Source organism: Sphingorhabdus sp., from assembly GCF_050921905.1.
Taxonomy (GTDB): domain Bacteria; phylum Pseudomonadota; class Alphaproteobacteria; order Sphingomonadales; family Sphingomonadaceae; genus Sphingorhabdus_B.
Genome location: NZ_CP050888.1, coordinates 1,339,377 through 1,358,933, shown reverse-complemented (window position 1 = coordinate 1,358,933; position 19,557 = coordinate 1,339,377). Strand labels below are relative to the sequence as shown.

The window sequence follows — 19,557 nt, the reverse complement described above, 5'->3', positions numbered from 1 at the left end:
AGTGGTTCTAAGTCCAAGCTTGCCAACGCGGCAATGGACAATATGGGACAAATCCGAAGGACGCCAAAATGGCTTCGATCTCGAAACAAAATGCCCTTGCAGGCAGAATGACTGCCTACGGCGGACATTTTACTTCGATATCTTTGCCATTTTGACGCCGCGAAGGTGGATTTAAGTGGTCCTGACCCGAGGCGTCGATGCATCCGTCGTAAACGGCGTGCCAAGTCATCGGGAAGCCGCATTATAAGGACGGCCCTAGTTCAGCGGCGTCTTGGAACCCTTCATGCGGCGCGTTCGCTGATTTGGTCAAAAGGACAATCGAGCTGCCAGGAAAAGCCTGTTGGTGCAAAATTGGCCGTGACTTCTCCGCCGAGGCCCATCTCAACAACTTTACCTGTGACCATTGAACCAAATCCGTGTTCCTTTGGCGGAAAAACGGGAGGGCCTTCAGACTCGATCCAGCGCATGACAAGGCGATCAGAGGTCTTACCCGCTATCTTTTGCCAACTTATGTCAATGCGACCTTTTGTATTTGATAACGCGCCGTGTTTGGCAGCGTTTGTGGCGAGTTCGTGCACTGCCATTCCAATTGTCTGGACTGCCGCTGGCGACAATTGCACACTATCTCCTGAGATCGTAATGCGCGACCCGATAAGATCTTTGAAATGGTTGAGCTGGGCACGGATCAGGGCATCGAGCGATACCCGCTTCCACTGATTTTCGACAAGAACGTCCTGACCAGCGGCCAAGGATCGGATTCGGGCAGAGAATTTTTTCAGAAAATCGGCATGATCCACCCCGCGTGTCTGGCTTGCGACGGATAAAACGACGGCTAGGAGGTTTTTGGCGCGATGGTTTATCTCACCCATGAGAAGTTGAATGTGGCGTTCCCGATTTTTTTCCTCCGTGATGTCGAGATTAGTGCCAACTACCCACTCGGTCTGTCCATCGGGACCCGCACGTGCTGTTTCTACAGCGCGAATGTATCGAACGTCACCACCGTCGCGTGGAAGGATCCGAAATTCACGTTTGCTTGCGCCGCACCTGCTTACAGTGTCTAGTAAAACAGCATTTTGGTTGGCCGCGTCTTCAGGATGGACGCTCGCCATATAGTCTTCATATTTCACCAGACCATCTGTGGTTGGAGGCATCCCATATAGGTCGAACATTGCTTTGTCCCACGTGACGTGCCCAGTTGGAATATGCCATTGCCAAAGGCCAATACCGGCGGTTTCAGTTGCCAGATGTGTTTTAACTTCACTTTCACGCAAGTCATCGATGGCGTTTTTTCGTTCGATAACCCGCTGCTGCAGTTCGAGGACCAGCTCTGCTTTTGCATTCGCCAAATTAAGGTTTAACTCGCGCTCTTTAATCAATTGCTGGTTGGCCGCCTGCATACCGTGAACAAGCAACAAATCGGTCGCCACCACAAAAACGTAAAAACCAAGCGCAACTTGCTTTCCAGCGATGCTGAACGAATAAGCGGGGGTGAGGAAGTAATAATACGCAACCGCGCCACACAGCACCGCCGATATCAATCCAAACCGAATGCCAAACAGGAATGAAGTGATAATGACCGCCGGAAAAAATGTGACGTAGGGAAATCCCGGCGGGAGCATGGGAGCGGTCTCAACGCGCAAAAACCAAGCCGCAGCGAACATAGCTAATGTGCAAGCCAACTGCAAAACTGGGTTCTGATCTGCCAAAGGGAGGCGCATGATCCAAGCGGTCATTCGGCTGGGCTTTCCGCGCTCGAGAGTGGTTTTTGCCATCATCCGCCTTATGTGTAACTGTATAGCTGTTGGTAACACAACAATTCTTGAAACGAACTATTTAAGTGGTCATGGCCCTAGCAAGCGTCCCTTTGTATCGCAAAAGCGTTCTTCAGCGCATGCAACACAGGGTCCGGATTATCATTTTTGAGCGTGATGGCGCTGACGTCATACCGGGCACCATCGCTTAAGGGCATGGGCATGACCGCAAGGTCGAGCGCACGTGCTTCCCTGTTTGCGAAGGAGGCGGGCAATAAGGTAATCATGTCGCTTTCAGCCACCAGAGCAAGGCAAGACACGAGACTGAGAACGCGGTAATGTGGGAAACCGGAGCGGCGATATTTTTCTTCTATGTCTGACGGAATTGCAGATCGGTAGTTTCTATCATAGCCAGGAATGGCCCATTTATACTGAAGCATCTCATCCGGGCCAAAGGCGCGTTGCAACACCGGATGGTCTTTGCGCATCACGGCAACATAGGCCTCGTCGATTATCTTATTTATGTGAAACAACCGCTGTTCGGGAATGGCGCTAACGCTGGTGGAATGAAAAAGTAACATGTCCGCCTCCCGTTGGCGTAAACGGCCTGCGGCTATATCGAGGGGAAGGGTTTCCGCCGTGACGCGAATGTTGGGATGTGCCTTGTAAAATGACGTGAGGGCTGGCGCTAAGGATGCTTCCATCACTGCGGGGCCTGCAATAAGCCGCAAATGTCGTGTACCGGATAAGGCCTCATCTCCGATTTGGTCCGCTAAAGCCAAAAGCTCCTCAGCCCGCTGCGCAAGGCGGTTGCCGGCATCGGTGGGGACAACACTGCGCGTGGTCCTGTTAAACAATTCTGTGCCCAGTTCTTGTTCGAGCATTTGAACCGATTTGGTCAGTGCCGAATGTGTCATGCCGAGCTCGTTGGCGGCCCGGCTGAAACTTTTGTTGCGATACACGGCGACGAACCGGGATAGCCTATTCAGATTTATATTCATGTTCCAATAATTACATAATATGCATTTATTATTCAATTTTTTAATTTTTTAGGCCGTCTATCTCTGTCATCAATCATGGGAGAGAAATGTGTGACCATAGGGCAGTTCATCAACCAAAATTGGTTCGTCATAGTACTTGCTGCTTTTGCACTGGGTATCTTGCTCGAACTGGGTGCTATTCGCTTTCTCAAGCGCAAGGGTGATGTGCCGTTGAAAGACTCAGCTCTCTCGATTTTTCTGGGGCTCGCAAGTGATCCTGTAAATGCAATATTTGCCTTTATCACCACTGCCGCTTTATTTGCGGCGGCACCCTTTGCCATTGGCGAAATACCAATCACTTGGGGATCGTTCCTGTTGTGCTTCGTGCTCGACGATCTGCGGTTCTACGTGCACCACCGGATATGCCACCGCGTCCGTTGGGGTTGGGCCATGCATGTGGTCCATCATTCTTCCACCAACTTTAACATGCCCATTGCGCTGCGCCAAAGTTGGATGAAGCACTTTACGGGCACGATGATGCTTAAGATTCCGCTCATTTTAATCGGTTTTGATCCTGTATTGGTTGTTTTTTGTGGGGTCTTGAATGCAGCCTACCAATTCTTCCTCCACACCGAGACGATCGACCGTTTGCCAAGGTGGTTTGAATATATTTTCAACACGCCAAGCCATCACCGCGTGCACCATGGTCGAAATCCAGAATATCTGGATGCGAATTTTGCCGGTACGTTGATTATCTGGGATAGGATGTTTGGCACATTTGTTGAGGAGGACCGCGCCGTGCCGGTTGACTATGGCCTGGTCAAAAACCTGGAGACATTTAACCCAGTTACAATCTTAACGCATGAATATGTCGGTATTGCGCAAGATGCGACGCAGCGCGGGCTGAGTTTATGGCAGAGGTTTTGTTACATTTTTGCGCCGCCCGGCTGGAGCCATGATGGCTCGCGTTTGACATCAGCAGACATCAAACGCGAGGCGGGTTTGCTGCCCAATAATGACGTCACAGCACCACTGCCGAGAATATAATGCCTGCCCATTACGCACTATCCGACGCGGCAATATTGCTCGTCACGATCTTTGCTGGAAACATCCTTTGGCGAAACGGAAAGGCTTTGCCGGCATTTGCCATGGCGTGCTTTGGAATAGCGGCCGGTGTCGGGGTAGTGCGTTTTGGGGGTGGTTTGCAGGACGCGCTTGCTGCTTTGCATGCGGGTGCTTCGCAAACATTAGGCCTTGCCGGTGCCTTGGCTATGGTGTCGCATTATCTCTTCCCTTCTGAGGGCCGAAAAGAGATAGGAATAATCGCCGCCATATTATCTGCTGCCTGCGCGATCTTTTGGTTCGCGCAACCCTTGCTAGGCCCCGTGTTCTTATTGGCCCTCATGCTTGCCTGTGTTACTTCCATTATGCGACCGGGCGCATCGCGGCCTTTATGGCTTGTGCCTATTGCCTGCGCCGTGATGCTTGCAAATACGCTGTTCATCCGGCGTGCGGCGTGGCTTGATGAGGCGATAGCCTGGCATGTGTATCATGTGGTTATTGCTTTGGCTCTCGCTGCACTCGCGAAGGGTTTGATGCCAGTCGCGCGCAGCGTGCGGTGATCGAAGAACAGCTATTTCGGGGGTAACGCATCTGTTACGGTAATTCCGTAATTCTCTGCCAAGCTACCTTTTCGGCTGGCTCTACACAGCAAATCATATGTTCGAATGACGACGATTGAGGAGATGGGCGAAGCTAAGGACAAAGGCCCCCGCAGCAGTCAGCCAAGTTTCCAGAACCATGCCATGGAATAACAACGCACCAGCAGTCAAAGATATCAGGGCAGGCATAGCAATCATGATCGGCATCCAGTTTCTGTGCCGACGTAGCCCTATATAGAGAGCCATCAGGCTGATTGGCACAGCGATGATAAGCATCCAGAAGTGAAAACTTTCCGGCACAGTTATCCAAACCGCCAGGGCCGGCATCATGAAGAGCAGTGCTGGTAGAAACAGACAGTGCACCAGGCACAGCCCCGAAGCTAAAATCGCCGCAGCATCATAGCGTGTTTGCGGGGGGTGCGGTTGATCCATCATATCTTTCAACTAGTGGGTGGACAGAGCGGTTTAGACGATGCTAATTAACATGTAATAGTATATCATAACTTAACGGGTCAACCCAGCTATGAACAATTCGAACTTCAACCGCCTCCCGGTCACCGTCCTGTCTGGCTTCCTCGGCGCGGGAAAAACTACCCTGCTCAATCACATCCTCGCTAATCGCGAGGGCAAGCGCGTCGCCGTTATCGTCAACGACATGTCCGAGGTAAACATCGACGCCGATCTCGTGCGTGGCGGTGAAGCCGCCTTGTCCCGTTCGGAAGAAGCACTGGTTGAAATGACAAATGGCTGCATCTGCTGCACGCTCCGCGATGATCTGCTCAAAGAAGTGCGCACACTCGCCGAAGAGGGACGGTTCGATTATTTGGTGATCGAAAGCACCGGTATTTCCGAACCACTGCCGGTCGCTGCAACTTTCTCGTTCCGCGACGAAGCCGGGGAGAGCTTAGGTGACGTTTCGCGCCTTGATACGATGGTAACGGTTGTTGATGCGGTCAATTTGCTGACTGACTATTCCAGCAGCGATTTACTGAGCCAGCGCGGCGAAACGGCTGGCGATGGCGACGACCGAAGTCTTGTTAACCTGCTGGTTGAGCAGATCGAGTTTGCTGATGTGGTGGTTGTCAACAAGGCGCAAGATGTATCCGCTGAGCATCTCACCATAGTCAAAAAAGTTGTTGCCTCGCTCAACGCCGACGCACGAATCGTCGAGGCGAACCGTGGCAAGGTGCCGCTCGGCACGATCCTCAACACCGGCCTTTACGATGAGGAAAATTCCGAAAAGCACCCGCTGTGGATGAAGGAACTTTACGATTACGCCAGCCACCGCCCGGAAAACGAGGAATATGGGGTCGAAAGTTTTGTCTACCGTCAACGGCGCCCCTTTCATCCGGCCATGTTTTATCGGTTCCTGACCGGCACCGGCCTAGACAAAGTGATACGCGCCAAGGGGCATTTCTGGCTGGCGACGCGCAGCGACTTCTTAGGGGAACTGGCGATTGCCGGAACGCAGAAATCGGTAAGCCGGATGGGCAGTTGGTGGGCGGCGGTGCCTAAAAACCGCTGGCCCGAGGACGGCAGCTTTGAAGAGTTTGTTCTGAGGCACTGGGATGCTGTCTGGGGCGATCGGCGGCAGGAACTCGTGTTTATCGGCATCGGTATGGACGAAGCGAAGATCCGTGGGGCGCTTGACGCCTGTCTGGTAAAGTCGGACTCCTTTGAACCTGATCGGTGGGCCAGCCTGTCCGATCCTTTCCCGGCGTGGGGCGAAGCGCAGACGGCGCTGGAACTCGTATGATCATGAGCGCCTATGCCGATGCCGTCGAGGACTGGTCTCGCATTCATGCGCGAGAGTGCCCACTAATTGTCGAACAGCGCACACCGCCGGTGCCGGACACAGTTATCGCGCCGTGGCTTGAAAGAGCACCGTTTGCGATCCGGGCCGAAGGTGACTTTGCAACTGTATTGGCGCAGCTTGCCGAGCTACCCGATGCGTTGTGCACGGACATTGCGGTTTTGGTACAGCGCTTCATGTTGCTTATGCAGACCGATGCCGTCCGTGTCCGAATGGAAGGGATTACAACCAACGCCTGCAAGAAGGTGCACGCCGACTACACAGATGTTCGATTGATCACCACATATAGCGGACCGGGCACGGATTATGCCCCAAACGGCGTGGCCAATGATGGGTTGGAATATTATTTGGAGAGAGTTCCAACCGGTGCGATCGCGCTATTCAAGGGCCGAACATACGCGTCCGATCACCCACCCTGCTTCCACCGGTCCCCGCCTGTTGGCGATACAGGTGAGAAGCGGCTTGTTCTGGTTATTGATACGCTAATACAAGGAACCCCTAAGGACTGATCTGGAATAGCCGATGCAAAAGCGGGGGTGTGATGCCAGTCGCGCGCAGCGTGCGGTGATCCGAAGAACAGCTATTTCGGGGAGGACGCATTTGTTACGGTGATTCCCAAAGGCGCTTGATTGCCTGCGGCGATACAGGCACAACGCCGCGAAAGGGGAGTTTTTCTGTATGCGGCTTGGCTGGGACGAAATAAAACGACGCGCCAAGGCGTTTAGCGATGATTGGGCCGACGCGCATTATGAAAAGGGTGAAACGCAGCCCTTTTACGAACAATTTTTTCTAATTTTCGGCGTTAAACGCAAACAAGTTGCCACCTATGAACAGCGCGTAAAACTGCTTAACGGCAAACACGGCTTTATGGACCTGTTCTGGCCCAAAACATTGCTGATCGAACAAAAAAGCGCGCGGCTCGACCTGAACAAAGCGGGCGTGCAGGCGATGGATTATATCGACGGTATCCGTGCGGAGGATCAGCCGCGTTATGTGTTGACCTGCGATTTTCAGACATGGAATTTGGTCGACCTCGAAACCGGACGCGCCACCAATTTCCGCTTGGCCGATTTGCACAAGCATATCGAAAGCTTCGCCTTCATCCTTGGCCGCCGTGTCAGTTTCGGCACGCAAGCCATGGTCAACATTAAGGCTGCCGAACTGATGGGCAAGCTGCATGATGCGTTGGAGGATGCCAATTACACCGGGCATGATCTGGAACAGTTGCTGGTGCGATTGCTGTTCTGCCTGTTCGCCGACGATACAGGGATATTTGAACCGAAGGACATATTTCTTCAGTTGATTGAGGCGGATACCAAGGAAGACGGTAGCGACACCGGTCGGATGCTGATCGAATTATTCGATGTGCTCAACACGCATGAGGATGCCCGGCAAAAGGGTCTTTCGGGCGAACTCAACGCCTTTCCTTATGTCAACGGCGCGTTATTTGCAGGGCATATTCGGACGCCGGTGTTCGACAAGAAAATGCGCGAAATGCTTTTGGATGCCGCGCGTTTTGACTGGGGCAAGGTGTCGCCCGCCATATTCGGTTCATTGTTCCAATCGGTCATGGACGCAAAAGAACGCAGGGCAAAGGGCGCGCATTACACGACTGAGGCAAATATCCTGAAGGTTATCGGGCCATTGTTCCTTGACGACTTAAGGGCCGAATTTGATAAGATTAAGACGCGTAAAACCGGGCGCGCGGCGGCGTTGCAGGAATTCCAAAACAAATTATCCCGCCTGACATTTATGGACCCTGCCTGCGGCTGTGGCAATTTCTTGGTGATTGCGTATCGCGAATTGCGCAACTTGGAATTGTGCGTCCTGCATGAACTATGGGACGGCCAACGGGTGATGGACATATCGGCGTTTAGCCGCGTCAATGTCGATCAATTTTATGGCATTGAATTTGAAGAATTCCCGGCCCGCATTGCCGAAGTTGCGATGTGGATGACCGACCATATCGCGAATAATGAATTGAGCCTTGCCTTTGGGCAAAGCTTTGCCCGCATTCCGTTGAAACAATCGGCCAAGATCATCCACGGGGACGCGTTGGAGGTTAATTGGGCGGCTTTGCTGCCACCCGAAAAATGTCATTACATCATGGGCAACCCGCCGTTTATTGGGGCAAAATTTCAAAGCCCGTTTCAACGCGCGCAAGTGCGCCGAATCGCGGGGCTAGGCGGCAGCGGCGGAACACTCGATTATGTGGCGGCGTGGTTTATCAAGGCCGGGCAATATATGGCAAACACCCCCTCTCCCCTTGCGGGAGAGGGAGCGAGACTTAGCGAGGCGCAGCCGAGCTTAGTCGCAGCGGGTGAGGGGGCCTCTGCCGGAGCAGAAAACAATGCGCCGCAGACGCGACGCCCCCCCTCACCCGACCCTTCGGGCCACCCGTGGAGCCTCTCGGACCAGTCCGGGGGACTGGTCCCTCCACGCCCGCAAGGGGAGAGGGAATTTAACAAACGCATCCGCATCGCCTTCGTTTCCACCAATTCGATCACACAAGGCGAACAGGTTGCGCAATTATGGCCTATCCTTTTCGACCGCCTGCATCTGGAAATTTTCTTCGCGCACCGGACCTTTAGCTGGGGCAGCGAAGCAAGGGGCAAGGCGCATGTCCATGTCGTCATCATCGGCCTGACCCACCGCGACAATGAACCCGATGACAAACGATTGTTCAGCTACCCCGATATCAAAGGCGATCCCGTGGAAAGCCAGCACGCGGCGCTGACCGCTTATTTGTTTGATGCACAAGGTGTGGCGAATCGGCATTTAACAGTCGCGTCAACTTCCAGTCCAATCAACGGTGCAAATCGCATGGGGACGGGAAGCCAGCCAATTGATTATGGTCAATTTGTATTAGACCGGCCCAGTCGAGACGCGCTGCTTGCTTCCGAGCCTGCTGCAGCACCTTTCGTTTATCCATATGTGGCGGGTGACGACTTCATAAATGGCGGCTTGCGATGGGTCCTGAATTTGAAGGATATTGACCCATCGACCCTTCGATCCATGCCTCTCACTCTTGCACGCGTCAAAATTGTTAAGGAACAACGGCTAAAAAGTTTACGGAAATCGACATTGGCAGCCGCACGACACCCCAACGAATTCGGAATGACAGTAATTCCAGAAAAGCCTTATCTGGTGTTTCCCAAGGTGAGCTCTGAACGGCGGGACTATGTCCCGATTGGCTGGGTTGAACCACCAACGATTCCAAGTGACCTTGTTTATCTTTTGGTCGATGCGACTCTCTGGGAGTTCGCAATTATTACAAGCCGCTCGCTTATGGCGTGGCTAGCACAAATCGGGGGCAGATTGGAAAGCCGTTTTCGTTTTTCCAGCGGCCTCGTCTACAACACCTTCCCGTGGCCCGAGGCCACGCCCGCACAACGCGCCAAAATTGAAGCGCTGGCGCAAGCGGTGCTGGATGCCCGCGCCGCGCATCCAACCTCAAGCCTTGCCGATCTTTACGATCCCGACACCATGCCCGGCAATCTGCGCAAGGCCCATGCCGCGCTCGATCTGGCGGTGGACCGGCTTTACCGCCCTGCACCCTTTGCCAGCGACCGTGACCGCGTCGAACATCTGTTTGGCCGCTACGAAGCCTTGGTCAATCCGCTGGAGCGTGAAGCCGCCAAGCAGAACAAACGGATAAACCGCAAGGCAGTAAAACCAACTCCGCCTTAACAGCCCGCCCACCAAATCACGCAGCATCTTCCCCATCGCCCCAGCCCCCTCTCCCCCAACCCCTCTTCCCCTGAAGGGGGTGAGGGGAGAAAGGTTGCAACCCTCCCCCCCTTTAGGGGGAGAGGGTCGGACGGCGCAGCCGGACGGGGAGCGGGGGGAGTCTGCCTGTATTAATTCCTCCCCATCGACTTGCGATGGGGAGGTGGCAGGCCGTAGGCCTGACGGAGGGGCTTGCGACGTTAAGAGGCCCCTCCACCACCCTTCGGGCGGTCCCCCTCCCCATCGCAAGTCGATGGGGAGGACAAATACCCCACCTGTCGCCCCAGCCTATGCTATTGCGACGGTGTGTTTTTGCGAAGTGTAATAAGCGCGCTATTGTTATGCGCGGCCTGAAAGCCATGGTGCTGCTGGGGAGGATTGAACTCCCGACCTCGTCATTACCAATGACGCGCTCTACCACTGAGCTACAGCAGCAATACCGAAGGTGGCGCGCTATGCGAAGGCTGGGGCTTAATGTCAAGCGGCTTGCGTGGCGGCTTGCCATTTGGCATCGCGCGGCACAGCGACAGCGCGCAGTGAGGAGAATGGCATTGGCAAAAGATGCAGAGGACAAAGAGCGGATCAAGGCAGAGCGGTTGCGCGAAGCGTTGCGTGCCAATTTGCGTAGGCGCAAGGCAAAGCCGCCCGCCGCTGTAGCCCAGGATGTAGCAGCACCGCTTTTGACGGAGAAAACCCAATAGCGTCTATGCGTAGCTTCGTTTGAACATGCGCAGGGCAAAAGCCAAAAAAAGACCCGCACAAAGCGGGTCTTTAAAGGAAAAGAACTTTTGTCTTTCGACAGCAAAGTCCTCGGGTCGCCCATGCAAAATGTAACAAATTGTAAAATTTTAATTGCATGGAATCGTCATTCTACGCGGATTATTTTGACAATTTCGGCCAAATTGCCATGACATTGTCCAGCCCGACGACGAACGGAGCGTTGCACCTAGCGGGATAGTCGTGAATAGACGCAGACATGTTGTACCCGTTCGCACGCCCCCTTTTGTTCAAAGCTGACGCCGAGACGGCGCATAATCTGTCGCTGGCCGCGCTAAAAATATTGCCGATTCCGTCGCTTGGTTCGCATAGTCCGGCACTTGCGCAGACATTTGCGGGCTTGCTGTTTCCTAACCCCGTTGGCCTTGCACCCGGCTATGACAAAAACGCAGAGGTTCCGGTTGAAATCCTGCGACTCGGTTTTGGATTTACCGAGGTGGGGACGCTGACCCCGTTACCACAAAAGGGCAACCCAAAGCCGCGGCTGTTTCGCTTATTGGAGGACGAAGCTGTCATCAACCGCATGGGCTTTAACAATGAAGGCCAGCAGGCGGCAATATCGCGGCTGCGCAATATTCCAGATAAAGCGCGTAAGGGGCCGATTGGTATCAACATCGGTGCCAATAAGGACAGCGCCGACCGTGTGGCGGATTATGTCATTGGCGTGCGCAATATGGAGGCGTTGGCCGATTATTTGACCGTCAATATCAGCTCGCCCAATACACCGGGCCTCCGCGCCTTGCAGGACAAGGCTGCGCTGGATGACCTGCTGGCGCAGGTGATGGCGGCGCGGATGCGGGATACGCCTGTGTTCTTGAAGGTTGCCCCAGACCTGCAACCCGCCGATATCGATGATATTGTGGGCGTAGCGCTATCGCGGGGTATCGCTGCGTTGATTGTGTCCAATACGACGATATCGCGCCCCGCGCTGGTATCGCGCCATGCAGGCGAGGCAGGCGGCCTATCGGGGGCACCTTTGCGTGATATGGCGCAGCAACGCATCGTCGATTTCCGCAAGGCAAGCGGCGGGCAAATGCCGCTTATTGGCGTCGGCGGCATTGCGTCAGCACAAGACGCCTATGCCCGCATCCGCGCCGGGGCGTCTTTGGTGCAGATTTACAGCGCTTTGGTGTATCAAGGGCCGGGCCTCGCGCGCAAGATCAATACGCAGCTTGCGGGCCTTTTGCAGGCCGATGGGTTTGCCAACATAGCCGAGGCAATTGGCGTCGAGGGATAAATCTGCGCTTGGCTTTATCCGCAGAAGGCGGCTAAGTTGCGGACATGAAAAAATCACTGTTCGCGTTCACCGCATCCGCCATCCTTTTTACCCAAGCGGCAGCCGCCGAAAATGTCGGGGTAACATCATCCGCTGACCCCCGTGTTACAGAAGCGGGGATTGAAATGCTGCGCCAAGGCGGTTCTGCCGCTGATGCGGCGATGGCGATGATGCTTGCGCTGACGGTGGTTGAACCGCAATCGAGCGGTATCGGCGGCGGCGGGTTCTTGCTGTATCAGGACAGCGCGAAAAATGTGCTGACGACAATAAACGGACGAGAAACCGCGCCAGCGGCGGCGAAAGCCGACCGTTTTGTTGGACCAGATGGCAAACCACTTGGCTTTCTTGCGGCGTTTCAGGGGGGCCATTCGGTTGGCGTGCCGGGCAACATACAACTGATGGCGCAAACGCACCGCAAATGGGGCAAGCTGCCGTGGGCGACCGTGTTTAAGCCTGCGATCCGCCTTTCGGACAAAGGTTTCATCGTCAACAAAACGCTAGAGTCACGGTTGCAGGGCATTCAGCGGCTTTGGTCCAATTTCGATGAAGCGCGGGCGATATATTGGCGTAATGGCAAGCCCGTGCAAGCGGGCACGAGGCTTAAAAATCCAAAGCTTGCGGCGACGTTGAAGCTGCTGGCAAAAAAAGGGCCTGACGCTTTTTATACAGGGACGGTCGCAAGCCAGATTGTGAATGCTGTCACTACCAGCAAGCTGAACCCCGGTGACATGACGATGAGCGATCTCGCGCAATATCGTGCCAAGGAGCAGCAGGCCGTGTGCGCGCCCTATCGGGTGTATGTCGTGTGCGGCATGGCGCCGCCTTCGTCGGGCGCAACCACCGTGCTTCAAATTTTGGGCACGTTGCAACGATTTGATTTGACTGCCATGGGCAAGGATAGCCCCAAAAGCTGGTATCTGATCGGCCAAGCGATGCAGTTGGCCTATGCAGACCGCGAAAAATATCTCGCCGATGATGCATTTGTCGATGTGCCGGTAGCCGGGCTTTTGAACCCCGAATATATTCAACAGCGCTCGGCGCTGATTGATCCGGAAAAGGCGCGGAGCGACTATCCTGCTGGCAATCCACCCGGTGCCGCGCCGCGGACAGCCGCGATTTCCAGCGAAGTGGCTGGTACGACGCATTTTACGGCAATCGACGCCAATGGCAATATCGCCAATATGACGTCAACTATTGAAGGCCCCTTCGGAAGCCAGCTCGTCGCAGGCGGGTTCTTTTTGAACAATGAACTGACGGACTTCACCTTTGCGCCTGAAAAAAATGGTGCGCCCGTGGCCAACCGCGTTGCGCCGGGCAAGCGGCCATTGTCATCCATGTCGCCCACAATTGTTTTTGATCGTGAAGGCCGTGCGGTTCTGGCGCTGGGTTCGGCGGGTGGCAAACGGATCATCATGCATGTCACAAAAACATTGATTGGCGTAATCGATTTTGGCTTGCCATTGGATCAGGCTATTGCGTTGCCGAATATCTATTTTGGCGATGGCGGTCTTGAGGTCGAGCAAAATACAATGCTGTCGGCGATGGCCGATGGGCTTGGTAAATATGGGCAAAAGGTCCGCCCGGTCGATCTGGGTTCAAAGGTTAACGGTGCGCAGCTTGTCGGCAATAGCTGGACGGGTGCCTCTGACCCACGTAGCGAGGGCACTTCGTCCACCATCGACGCCAAGGGCAGGGTGAAAACAACTGTGCCGAGATCAGTTGATGAAGCACCGACCGAAGATGTCGGTTAACGCCAACGGCACGTTGCGCCCAACCCGTTGGCGCGCTAGCGTGATTTTTGAGAGTCCTATATTGGTCCGCAAAATGTTCCTTAGGAGAGAATAGTGGCTGCCGAGCAATTCGACGATTTTGATAGCTTTCCTAATCTTGTCACCATGTTTTTCGCGCGTGCGCGCCTCCGCGGCGATGCGCCATTTTTATGGGCAAAACATGATGACACTTGGCGTTCGATCAGCTGGTCGGACGCTGCGCGGCAAGTTGCCGGCTTTGCAAAATCGCTTCGTCGGATGGGGCTTCAAAAGGGCGATCGGGTGATGCTGGTTTCGGAAAACCGGCCCGAATGGTGCATTGCCGACTTGGGTATCATGGCGGCAGGTTGCGTTACCGTGCCGACCTATGTCACCAACACCGAACGCGACCATCAGCATATCTTGGACAATAGCGACGCGCGCGCCGTCATCGTATCGACGGCCAAGCTTGCCAAGACATTGACGCCAGCGGCAATGCGATCGTCGCAGGCGGAATTCATCATTTATATGGACCCTCAGCCAGCGATGCAGCAGGGTCAATTGTCGATGCATCACTGGTCCGATATGGTCAAAGGCACGGATGCTGACGTGCGCGCCAGCGAAGTGGCGATGGCCGCCGTTACCCGCGACGATTTGGCATGCATCATTTACACCAGCGGTACAGGCGGGGCACCACGCGGCGTGATGCAGCATCATGGCGCAATTTTGCACAACGCCGACGGCGCGGCGGCAATCCTGCGGGAAGATTTTGGCTTGGACGAAGAAGAGGTTTTCTTGTCCTTCCTGCCTTTGTCGCATGCGTATGAACATAGTGGTGGGCAATTCCTGCCGATCGGCGTTGGCGCGCAAATTTATTATGCAGAAGGTCTGGAGAAGCTGGCCGCCAACATCGAAGAAACGCGGCCGACGGTCATGGTGGTGGTACCGCGTCTTTTTGAAGTCCTGCGCCAACGGATGATCAAGGCCGTCGAAAAGCAGGGCAAGCTGCCCAATTATCTGCTCGACAAGGCACTCACCATCGGAGAACGTGACTATTCAGGGCGCAAGCGCCTCGTCGATGCGCCGATGCGATTGATTTTATCGCGCACGATCAAGCCAAAGATTCAGGCGCGCTTTGGCGGCCGGATGAAGGCCATGGTGTCCGGGGGCGCACCGCTGAACCCCGACATTGGGGTGTTCTTCCAATCCTTGGGGATTACGCTGTTGCAAGGCTATGGCCAGACCGAGTCCGGTCCAGTCATCAGCTGCAACCGGCCAAGCGCAGGTGTCAAAATGGACACCGTTGGTCCGCCGTTGAAAAACACGGAGGTCAAAATCGCCGAGGATGGCGAAATATTGGTTCGTGGACCTTTGGTGATGAAGGGATATTGGCGCAACAAGGCCGAAACCGACCGCGTTCTCGTTAATGGCTGGCTGCACACGGGCGATATCGGCCATATTGATGACGGTGGCCGGATTGCCATTACGGACCGCAAGAAGGACCTGATCGTCAACGACAAGGGCGACAATATCGCGCCGCAAAAGATCGAAGGCATGCTCACGCTTCAGCCCGAGATATTGCAGGCGATGGTGTCAGGCGACAAAAGGCCCTATATTGTCGGGCTGATCGTACCAGATCCCGAATGGGCGTTGGAATGGGCGCAGGCGCAGGACATGAAATACGACTTTGCCGACCTGCAAGCCAACCCCCAATTCCGGGCCGCTGTGCGCGCTGCGGTGGACCGCGTGAATGCGGATGTTTCGGTCACCGAAAAAGTGCGCCAGTTCGAATTTGCGGATGAGTCCTTTTCTATCGAAAATGGCGAGATGACACCCAGCATGAAAATCCGCCGCCATGTCATTCGTGAACGGTACGCGCCGCGAGTCAACGGCATGTACAAGACTTAGGCCGTGGGCGCCGTCTTGTGCATATCGTCGCTAGGGTCAGGACCACTTAAATCCACCTTCGCGGCGTCAAAATGGCAAAGATATCGAAGCCATTTTGACGTCCTTCGGATTTGACCCATACTGTCCATTGCTGCGTTGGCAAAGCTTGACTTAGAACCACTAAGCCTGCGCTTTGCCGCCTTGCACTGAACAAAATGGCCTCAAACCGCGAAGGTGGATTTAAGTGGTCCTGACCCTAAGCATTTTGCGCCCATATTAGAAATTCGACATTGCCTTGCGGCCCGGTGATAGGGCTGGTTGTCAGGCCGTGCACTGTCCAGTTTTTTTCGACCAACCACATTTTAATCTCGTTGCAAACGCGTGTGTGCACGCCTGCGTCCCGCACAACGCCGCCTTTGCCCACTTCTTCGCGGCCTGCTTCAAATTGTGGTTTAATGAGCGCGATAAGCTGCGCCTTGCTTTTGGCGAAGGATAATGGCCGCTCAAGCACCTTGGCTAAGCCAATAAAGCTGGCGTCGCAGACGATGAGGTCGACGGGTTCGGTTATGTGTGCGTCGGTCAAGATGCGCGCGCTGGTTTGTTCATGGACAATGACGCGCGGGTCCTGGCGTAGTTTCCAAGCGAGCTGGTTTGTGCCGCTGTCGACGGCGTAGACGCGTGCTGCGCCATGCGTGAGCAGCACATCGGTAAAGCCCCCCGTCGATGACCCCACATCCATGGCAATGTTGTGGGTGACATCAATGGCGAACGCCTCAAGCGCATGTGCAAGTTTAATGCCGCCGCGCGACACCCATGGATGGTCGCTGCCCCGCACGCTGATGTCGGCATCCTCGGCGACTTGCTGTCCAGGCTTTTGCGCCTTGGCATCGCCAATATAGACAACGCCCGCCATGACGAGCGCCTGTGCGCGAGTCTTGCTTTCGGCAAGGCCGCGATCAAGGATGATTTGATCTAATCGCATTTTTTTGGTCGACATGCCGCAACGCGCTAGCGCAGCATGGACGATTTGGCCATAAGACAAAATGATGCAAACTCGTCTCCTCACTCTCTTCGCCGTTCTCGGCCTCGCCGCTTGCGTTGCGCCACCCCCTCCAATTCCCCCAAAGACGGTGTCGGCACCGCCAATGGTTGCTGCTGCACCGCCGCCGCCGCCGCGATTGACTGGTGATTGGAATGACTGGCCCTTCACGCCCGGCATTTGGACCTACCGCCGCGATGGCCGATATTCGGTTGCGCAGTTCGGCGCGCCGGGACGCAACGCGACCATCAACTTTCGCTGCGATGCACAGAACCGCCGCGTCACATTATCGCGTGAAGCATCTGTTCCGGGTGCGCGCATGGTCATTCGCACCTCGTCAATGACAAAAACGATGGCAGTGACAACAAGCGATGCAAACCCGGCCTATTTGTCTGCCGACATCGCGACCACCGATCCCATCTTGGATGCCATGGCCTTTAGCCGTGGCCGCGTGTTGGTTGAAATGGAGGGGCAGCAGCCCGTCATTCTGCCGACATGGGCGGAAATCGCACGAATAGTTGAAGATTGCCGATGATAATCGCGGCGCGATTTGTCGCAGCGCAGACCTATAAGTTTAGCCAGAATAAAATCTATTACAAGACTTGTTTGTAAGTGCAGTTTGATTCACTTTCGAACCTGCGGAGGGCAGGTAAATGTTTGATGCAAGCAATTTCATTCAACGAAAGGAGGTGATCCGATGTCTCATGGTTCAGTTAAGAGGTCGGGCAATTCCGTTCGGGAGATCGGCCGCTGAATAAGTCGGCTATGCCGGTCACGGCATGAAAGTAACTTCCGGCAGCGGGCGTCCGACCGCTGACCCATGTTTAAGGGCCGCTGGATCATTTCAGTGGCCCTTTTCTGTTGTCCGCGTCGCTTCTGCGCCCTTTGCCGACCCAATTTCAGGCGTTTCCGGTCCGCATGATTTTTCCATGGGAAAACTTTTTGTCGAACATTGGTGGAAATTGCTGCTGAAATGCTTACATTCGACGTAAGATTCTGAAGGATATCAAAAAATGCAGTTTATGCGCGTTAGCTGGAAAATTTTGGTCGGTGTGAAAGACCTGCTTGTGCTGGTGTTTCTGGCGCTTTTCTTTGCTGCCATTTTCGCGCTGTTGAATGCAAACCCGAACCCAGCGATGGTTCGCGATGGTGCATTGCTGCTCAAGCTTGATGGCGTGGTTGCCGAACAGCCGGCCGAAATCGACCCGCTGATGGCACTGACCTCATCGGCGTCCCCTGTAGGTGAAATCCGTCAACGCGACATCATTCGCGCGTTGAAGCTTGCCCAAAGCGACGAGCGCATAAAAGTGGTCGTATTGGACATGGAACGCTTCATGGGCGGCGGACAAGCGAGCCTTACCGCAATTGGTGATAGCATCGATGCGGTCAAAAAGGCGGGCAAGCCCGTTTATGCCTTTGCAACCGCATATACCGATGACAGCTATCAATTGGCTGCCCACGCAACGCAGATCTGGATGGACCCGCTTGGCGGTGCATTATTGGCAGGCCCAGGGGGATCGCAGCCTTATTATAAGGGATTGCTCGACCAATTGGGGGTAAAGGCCAATATCTATCGCGTGGGCACGTTCAAAAGCGCCGTCGAACCCTTTATGCGGTCTGACCAGTCGCCTGAATCGAAAATGGCGATCAAGGGCGTGTATGATGAGGTGTGGGGCCAATGGAAAGCTGACGTCGCCAAAGCCCGCCCGCAAGCGCAATTGGATCAATTGCTGACCAATCCCGCTAATGCGGTTGAGGGGGCAAAGGGCGACCTTGGCCAGTTGGCGCTGTCGACAAAATTGGTCGATACATTGGGCGACAAAATCGCCTTTGGAAAATTCATCGCCAGCAAGGTTGGCGCCGATGAAAAAAAGACGACCGGCGGCTTTGCGCATACGCCTATGGATGCGTTGTTGGCCAGTTATGGCCCGCCATCGGCTGGAGAGCAGATTGGTGTTGTGACAGTCGCGGGAACCATCGTTGATGGTGAGGGCGGCCCCGGCTCAGCGGCTGGCGATACCATCAGCGCGCTAATTTATGAGGCACTTGATACCAAGGATTTGAAGGCACTTGTTGTGCGCGTGGATTCGCCCGGTGGATCAGTGACGGCGTCGGAAAAAATCCGCCTCGCGATTGCCGCGGCTAAGGCCAAGGATATTCCGGTTATCGTGTCCATGGCCAATCTGGCGGCAAGCGGCGGGTACTGGATTTCGTTGCCCGCCGATGTGATATTTGCCGACCCTTCAACGATCACGGGCTCTATCGGTATCTTCGGGGTGCTCCCCAGCGCCGAGGCGGGCCTTGCGAAAATCGGTGTGAATGCCGACGGGGTCAAGACGACGCCCTTGTCTGGTGAGCCCGATGTGCTGAACGGCTTCAGCCCCGAATTTGACCGCGTGGCACAAAGCGCGATTGAAAATGGCTATCGCCAGTTTCTGACCCGTGTTGCCACAGCGCGCAAAAAGACAGCAGAGCAAGTGGACGCCGTGGCACAAGGGCGCGTGTGGGCGGGTGGCACAGCGCGTCAGCTTGGGTTGGTAGACCGGTCAGGTAATATGAACGATGCTCTGGCGGAGGCGGCAAAGCGGGCGGGGTTAAAACCAGATGGTTGGCATGCGGTGTATATCGAACCGCCTACCAGCTTTACCGACACGCTGCTTCAGGGGTTGATGCCGAAGCAGGCGCAATCGAACGCACCGATGGATATATTTGCCCATGCCGCATGGCAGCAAAGCCTGTTCATGCAACGCGTCGCGGCTGATCTCGACATGCTGACGGGCGTAAAGGGCGTGCAGGCAAGATGTCTTGAATGCGGTGACTTCGCGCCGCCTGCGCCTGCCGCAGCGGAAAAAACCTGGCTGTCGGTTCTACTGAAGGCATTCAGCTAAACGGGCGG

The 19,557-nt window shown here is 54.9% G+C and carries 15 protein-coding genes and 1 tRNA gene; 11 read left to right on the top strand and 5 right to left on the bottom strand.

Annotated elements, in window-relative coordinates; all coding sequences use genetic code 11:
* Positions 1-281 precede the first annotated feature (281 nt).
* Both HEQ18_RS06410 and HEQ18_RS06405 read right to left on the bottom strand, forming a co-directional pair.
* Positions 282-1,733, bottom strand: a complete 1,452-nt coding sequence (locus HEQ18_RS06410) for a sensor histidine kinase (RefSeq protein ID WP_432814080.1) — start codon at positions 1,731-1,733, stop codon at positions 282-284.
* 116 nt (positions 1,734-1,849) lie between these two features.
* Complete coding sequence (locus HEQ18_RS06405; RefSeq protein WP_432814079.1) at positions 1,850-2,752, bottom strand: LysR family transcriptional regulator; 903 nt, start codon at positions 2,750-2,752, stop codon at positions 1,850-1,852.
* Between the two features lie 90 nt (positions 2,753-2,842).
* Between HEQ18_RS06405 and HEQ18_RS06400 the strand changes: the two genes are divergently transcribed.
* Together HEQ18_RS06400 and HEQ18_RS06395 are read left to right on the top strand one after the other, a co-directional pair.
* Positions 2,843-3,778 carry a sterol desaturase family protein gene (locus HEQ18_RS06400; protein ID WP_432814078.1) on the top strand — a complete coding sequence of 312 codons (936 nt, stop codon included), beginning with the start codon at positions 2,843-2,845 and terminating at the stop codon, positions 3,776-3,778.
* The gene (locus HEQ18_RS06395) at positions 3,778-4,353 is read left to right on the top strand and encodes a hypothetical protein (protein WP_432814077.1); all 576 of its coding nucleotides are present in this window, start codon (positions 3,778-3,780) and stop codon (positions 4,351-4,353) included. Before HEQ18_RS06400 ends, HEQ18_RS06395 begins: the two co-directional genes overlap by 1 nt.
* Before the next feature lie 93 nt (positions 4,354-4,446).
* Here HEQ18_RS06395 and HEQ18_RS06390 read toward each other — a convergent pair whose 3' ends face one another.
* The gene (locus HEQ18_RS06390) at positions 4,447-4,827 is read right to left on the bottom strand and encodes a MerC domain-containing protein (RefSeq protein ID WP_397605600.1); all 381 of its coding nucleotides are present in this window, start codon (positions 4,825-4,827) and stop codon (positions 4,447-4,449) included.
* An 88-nt stretch (positions 4,828-4,915) separates the two neighbouring features.
* Between HEQ18_RS06390 and HEQ18_RS06385 the strand changes: the two genes are divergently transcribed.
* The 3 genes from HEQ18_RS06385 (at position 4,916) to HEQ18_RS06375 (ending at position 9,895) form a co-directional block, all read left to right on the top strand.
* The gene (locus HEQ18_RS06385) at positions 4,916-6,148 is read left to right on the top strand and encodes a GTP-binding protein (RefSeq protein ID WP_397605593.1); all 1,233 of its coding nucleotides are present in this window, start codon (positions 4,916-4,918) and stop codon (positions 6,146-6,148) included.
* On the top strand, positions 6,145-6,714 hold the full coding sequence (locus HEQ18_RS06380) for a DUF1826 domain-containing protein (protein WP_432814076.1): 570 nt from the start codon (positions 6,145-6,147) through the stop codon (positions 6,712-6,714). The genes HEQ18_RS06385 and HEQ18_RS06380 overlap by 4 nt, the downstream gene beginning before the upstream one ends.
* 169 nt (positions 6,715-6,883) lie before the next feature.
* On the top strand, positions 6,884-9,895 hold the full coding sequence (locus HEQ18_RS06375; RefSeq protein ID WP_432814075.1) for a DNA methyltransferase: 3,012 nt from the start codon (positions 6,884-6,886) through the stop codon (positions 9,893-9,895).
* 399 nt (positions 9,896-10,294) lie between these two features.
* On the opposite strand, the gene HEQ18_RS06370 is transcribed toward HEQ18_RS06375, so the two are convergent.
* A tRNA-Thr gene (locus tag HEQ18_RS06370) sits at positions 10,295-10,369 on the bottom strand.
* 110 nt (positions 10,370-10,479) lie between these two features.
* Between HEQ18_RS06370 and HEQ18_RS06365 the strand changes: the two genes are divergently transcribed.
* From HEQ18_RS06365 to HEQ18_RS06350, 4 genes are all read left to right on the top strand, one after another.
* Positions 10,480-10,635 carry a hypothetical protein gene (locus tag HEQ18_RS06365; RefSeq protein WP_397605590.1) on the top strand — a complete coding sequence of 52 codons (156 nt, stop codon included), beginning with the start codon at positions 10,480-10,482 and terminating at the stop codon, positions 10,633-10,635.
* A gap of 275 nt (positions 10,636-10,910) precedes the next feature.
* Complete coding sequence (locus HEQ18_RS06360) at positions 10,911-11,948, top strand: quinone-dependent dihydroorotate dehydrogenase (RefSeq protein WP_432814074.1); 1,038 nt, start codon at positions 10,911-10,913, stop codon at positions 11,946-11,948.
* 44 nt (positions 11,949-11,992) lie between these two features.
* Positions 11,993-13,738 carry a gamma-glutamyltransferase gene (gene ggt / locus HEQ18_RS06355; protein ID WP_432814073.1) on the top strand — a complete coding sequence of 582 codons (1,746 nt, stop codon included), beginning with the start codon at positions 11,993-11,995 and terminating at the stop codon, positions 13,736-13,738.
* A 144-nt stretch (positions 13,739-13,882) separates the two neighbouring features.
* Positions 13,883-15,643, top strand: a complete 1,761-nt coding sequence (locus HEQ18_RS06350; RefSeq protein ID WP_432815968.1) for an AMP-dependent synthetase/ligase — start codon at positions 13,883-13,885, stop codon at positions 15,641-15,643.
* A 235-nt stretch (positions 15,644-15,878) separates the two neighbouring features.
* Here the strand turns inward: HEQ18_RS06350 and HEQ18_RS06345 are convergent, their stop codons facing one another.
* Positions 15,879-16,619, bottom strand: a complete 741-nt coding sequence (locus tag HEQ18_RS06345) for a TlyA family RNA methyltransferase (protein ID WP_397605587.1) — start codon at positions 16,617-16,619, stop codon at positions 15,879-15,881.
* 46 nt (positions 16,620-16,665) lie between these two features.
* On the opposite strand from HEQ18_RS06345, the gene HEQ18_RS06340 reads away from it, so the two are divergent.
* Positions 16,666-17,196, top strand: coding sequence for a hypothetical protein (locus tag HEQ18_RS06340; RefSeq protein ID WP_432814072.1), 531 nt, complete (start codon positions 16,666-16,668; stop codon positions 17,194-17,196).
* 478 nt (positions 17,197-17,674) lie between these two features.
* On the top strand, positions 17,675-19,549 hold the full coding sequence (sppA, locus tag HEQ18_RS06335; RefSeq protein ID WP_432814071.1) for a signal peptide peptidase SppA: 1,875 nt from the start codon (positions 17,675-17,677) through the stop codon (positions 19,547-19,549).
* Positions 19,550-19,557: the final 8 nt, after the last annotated feature.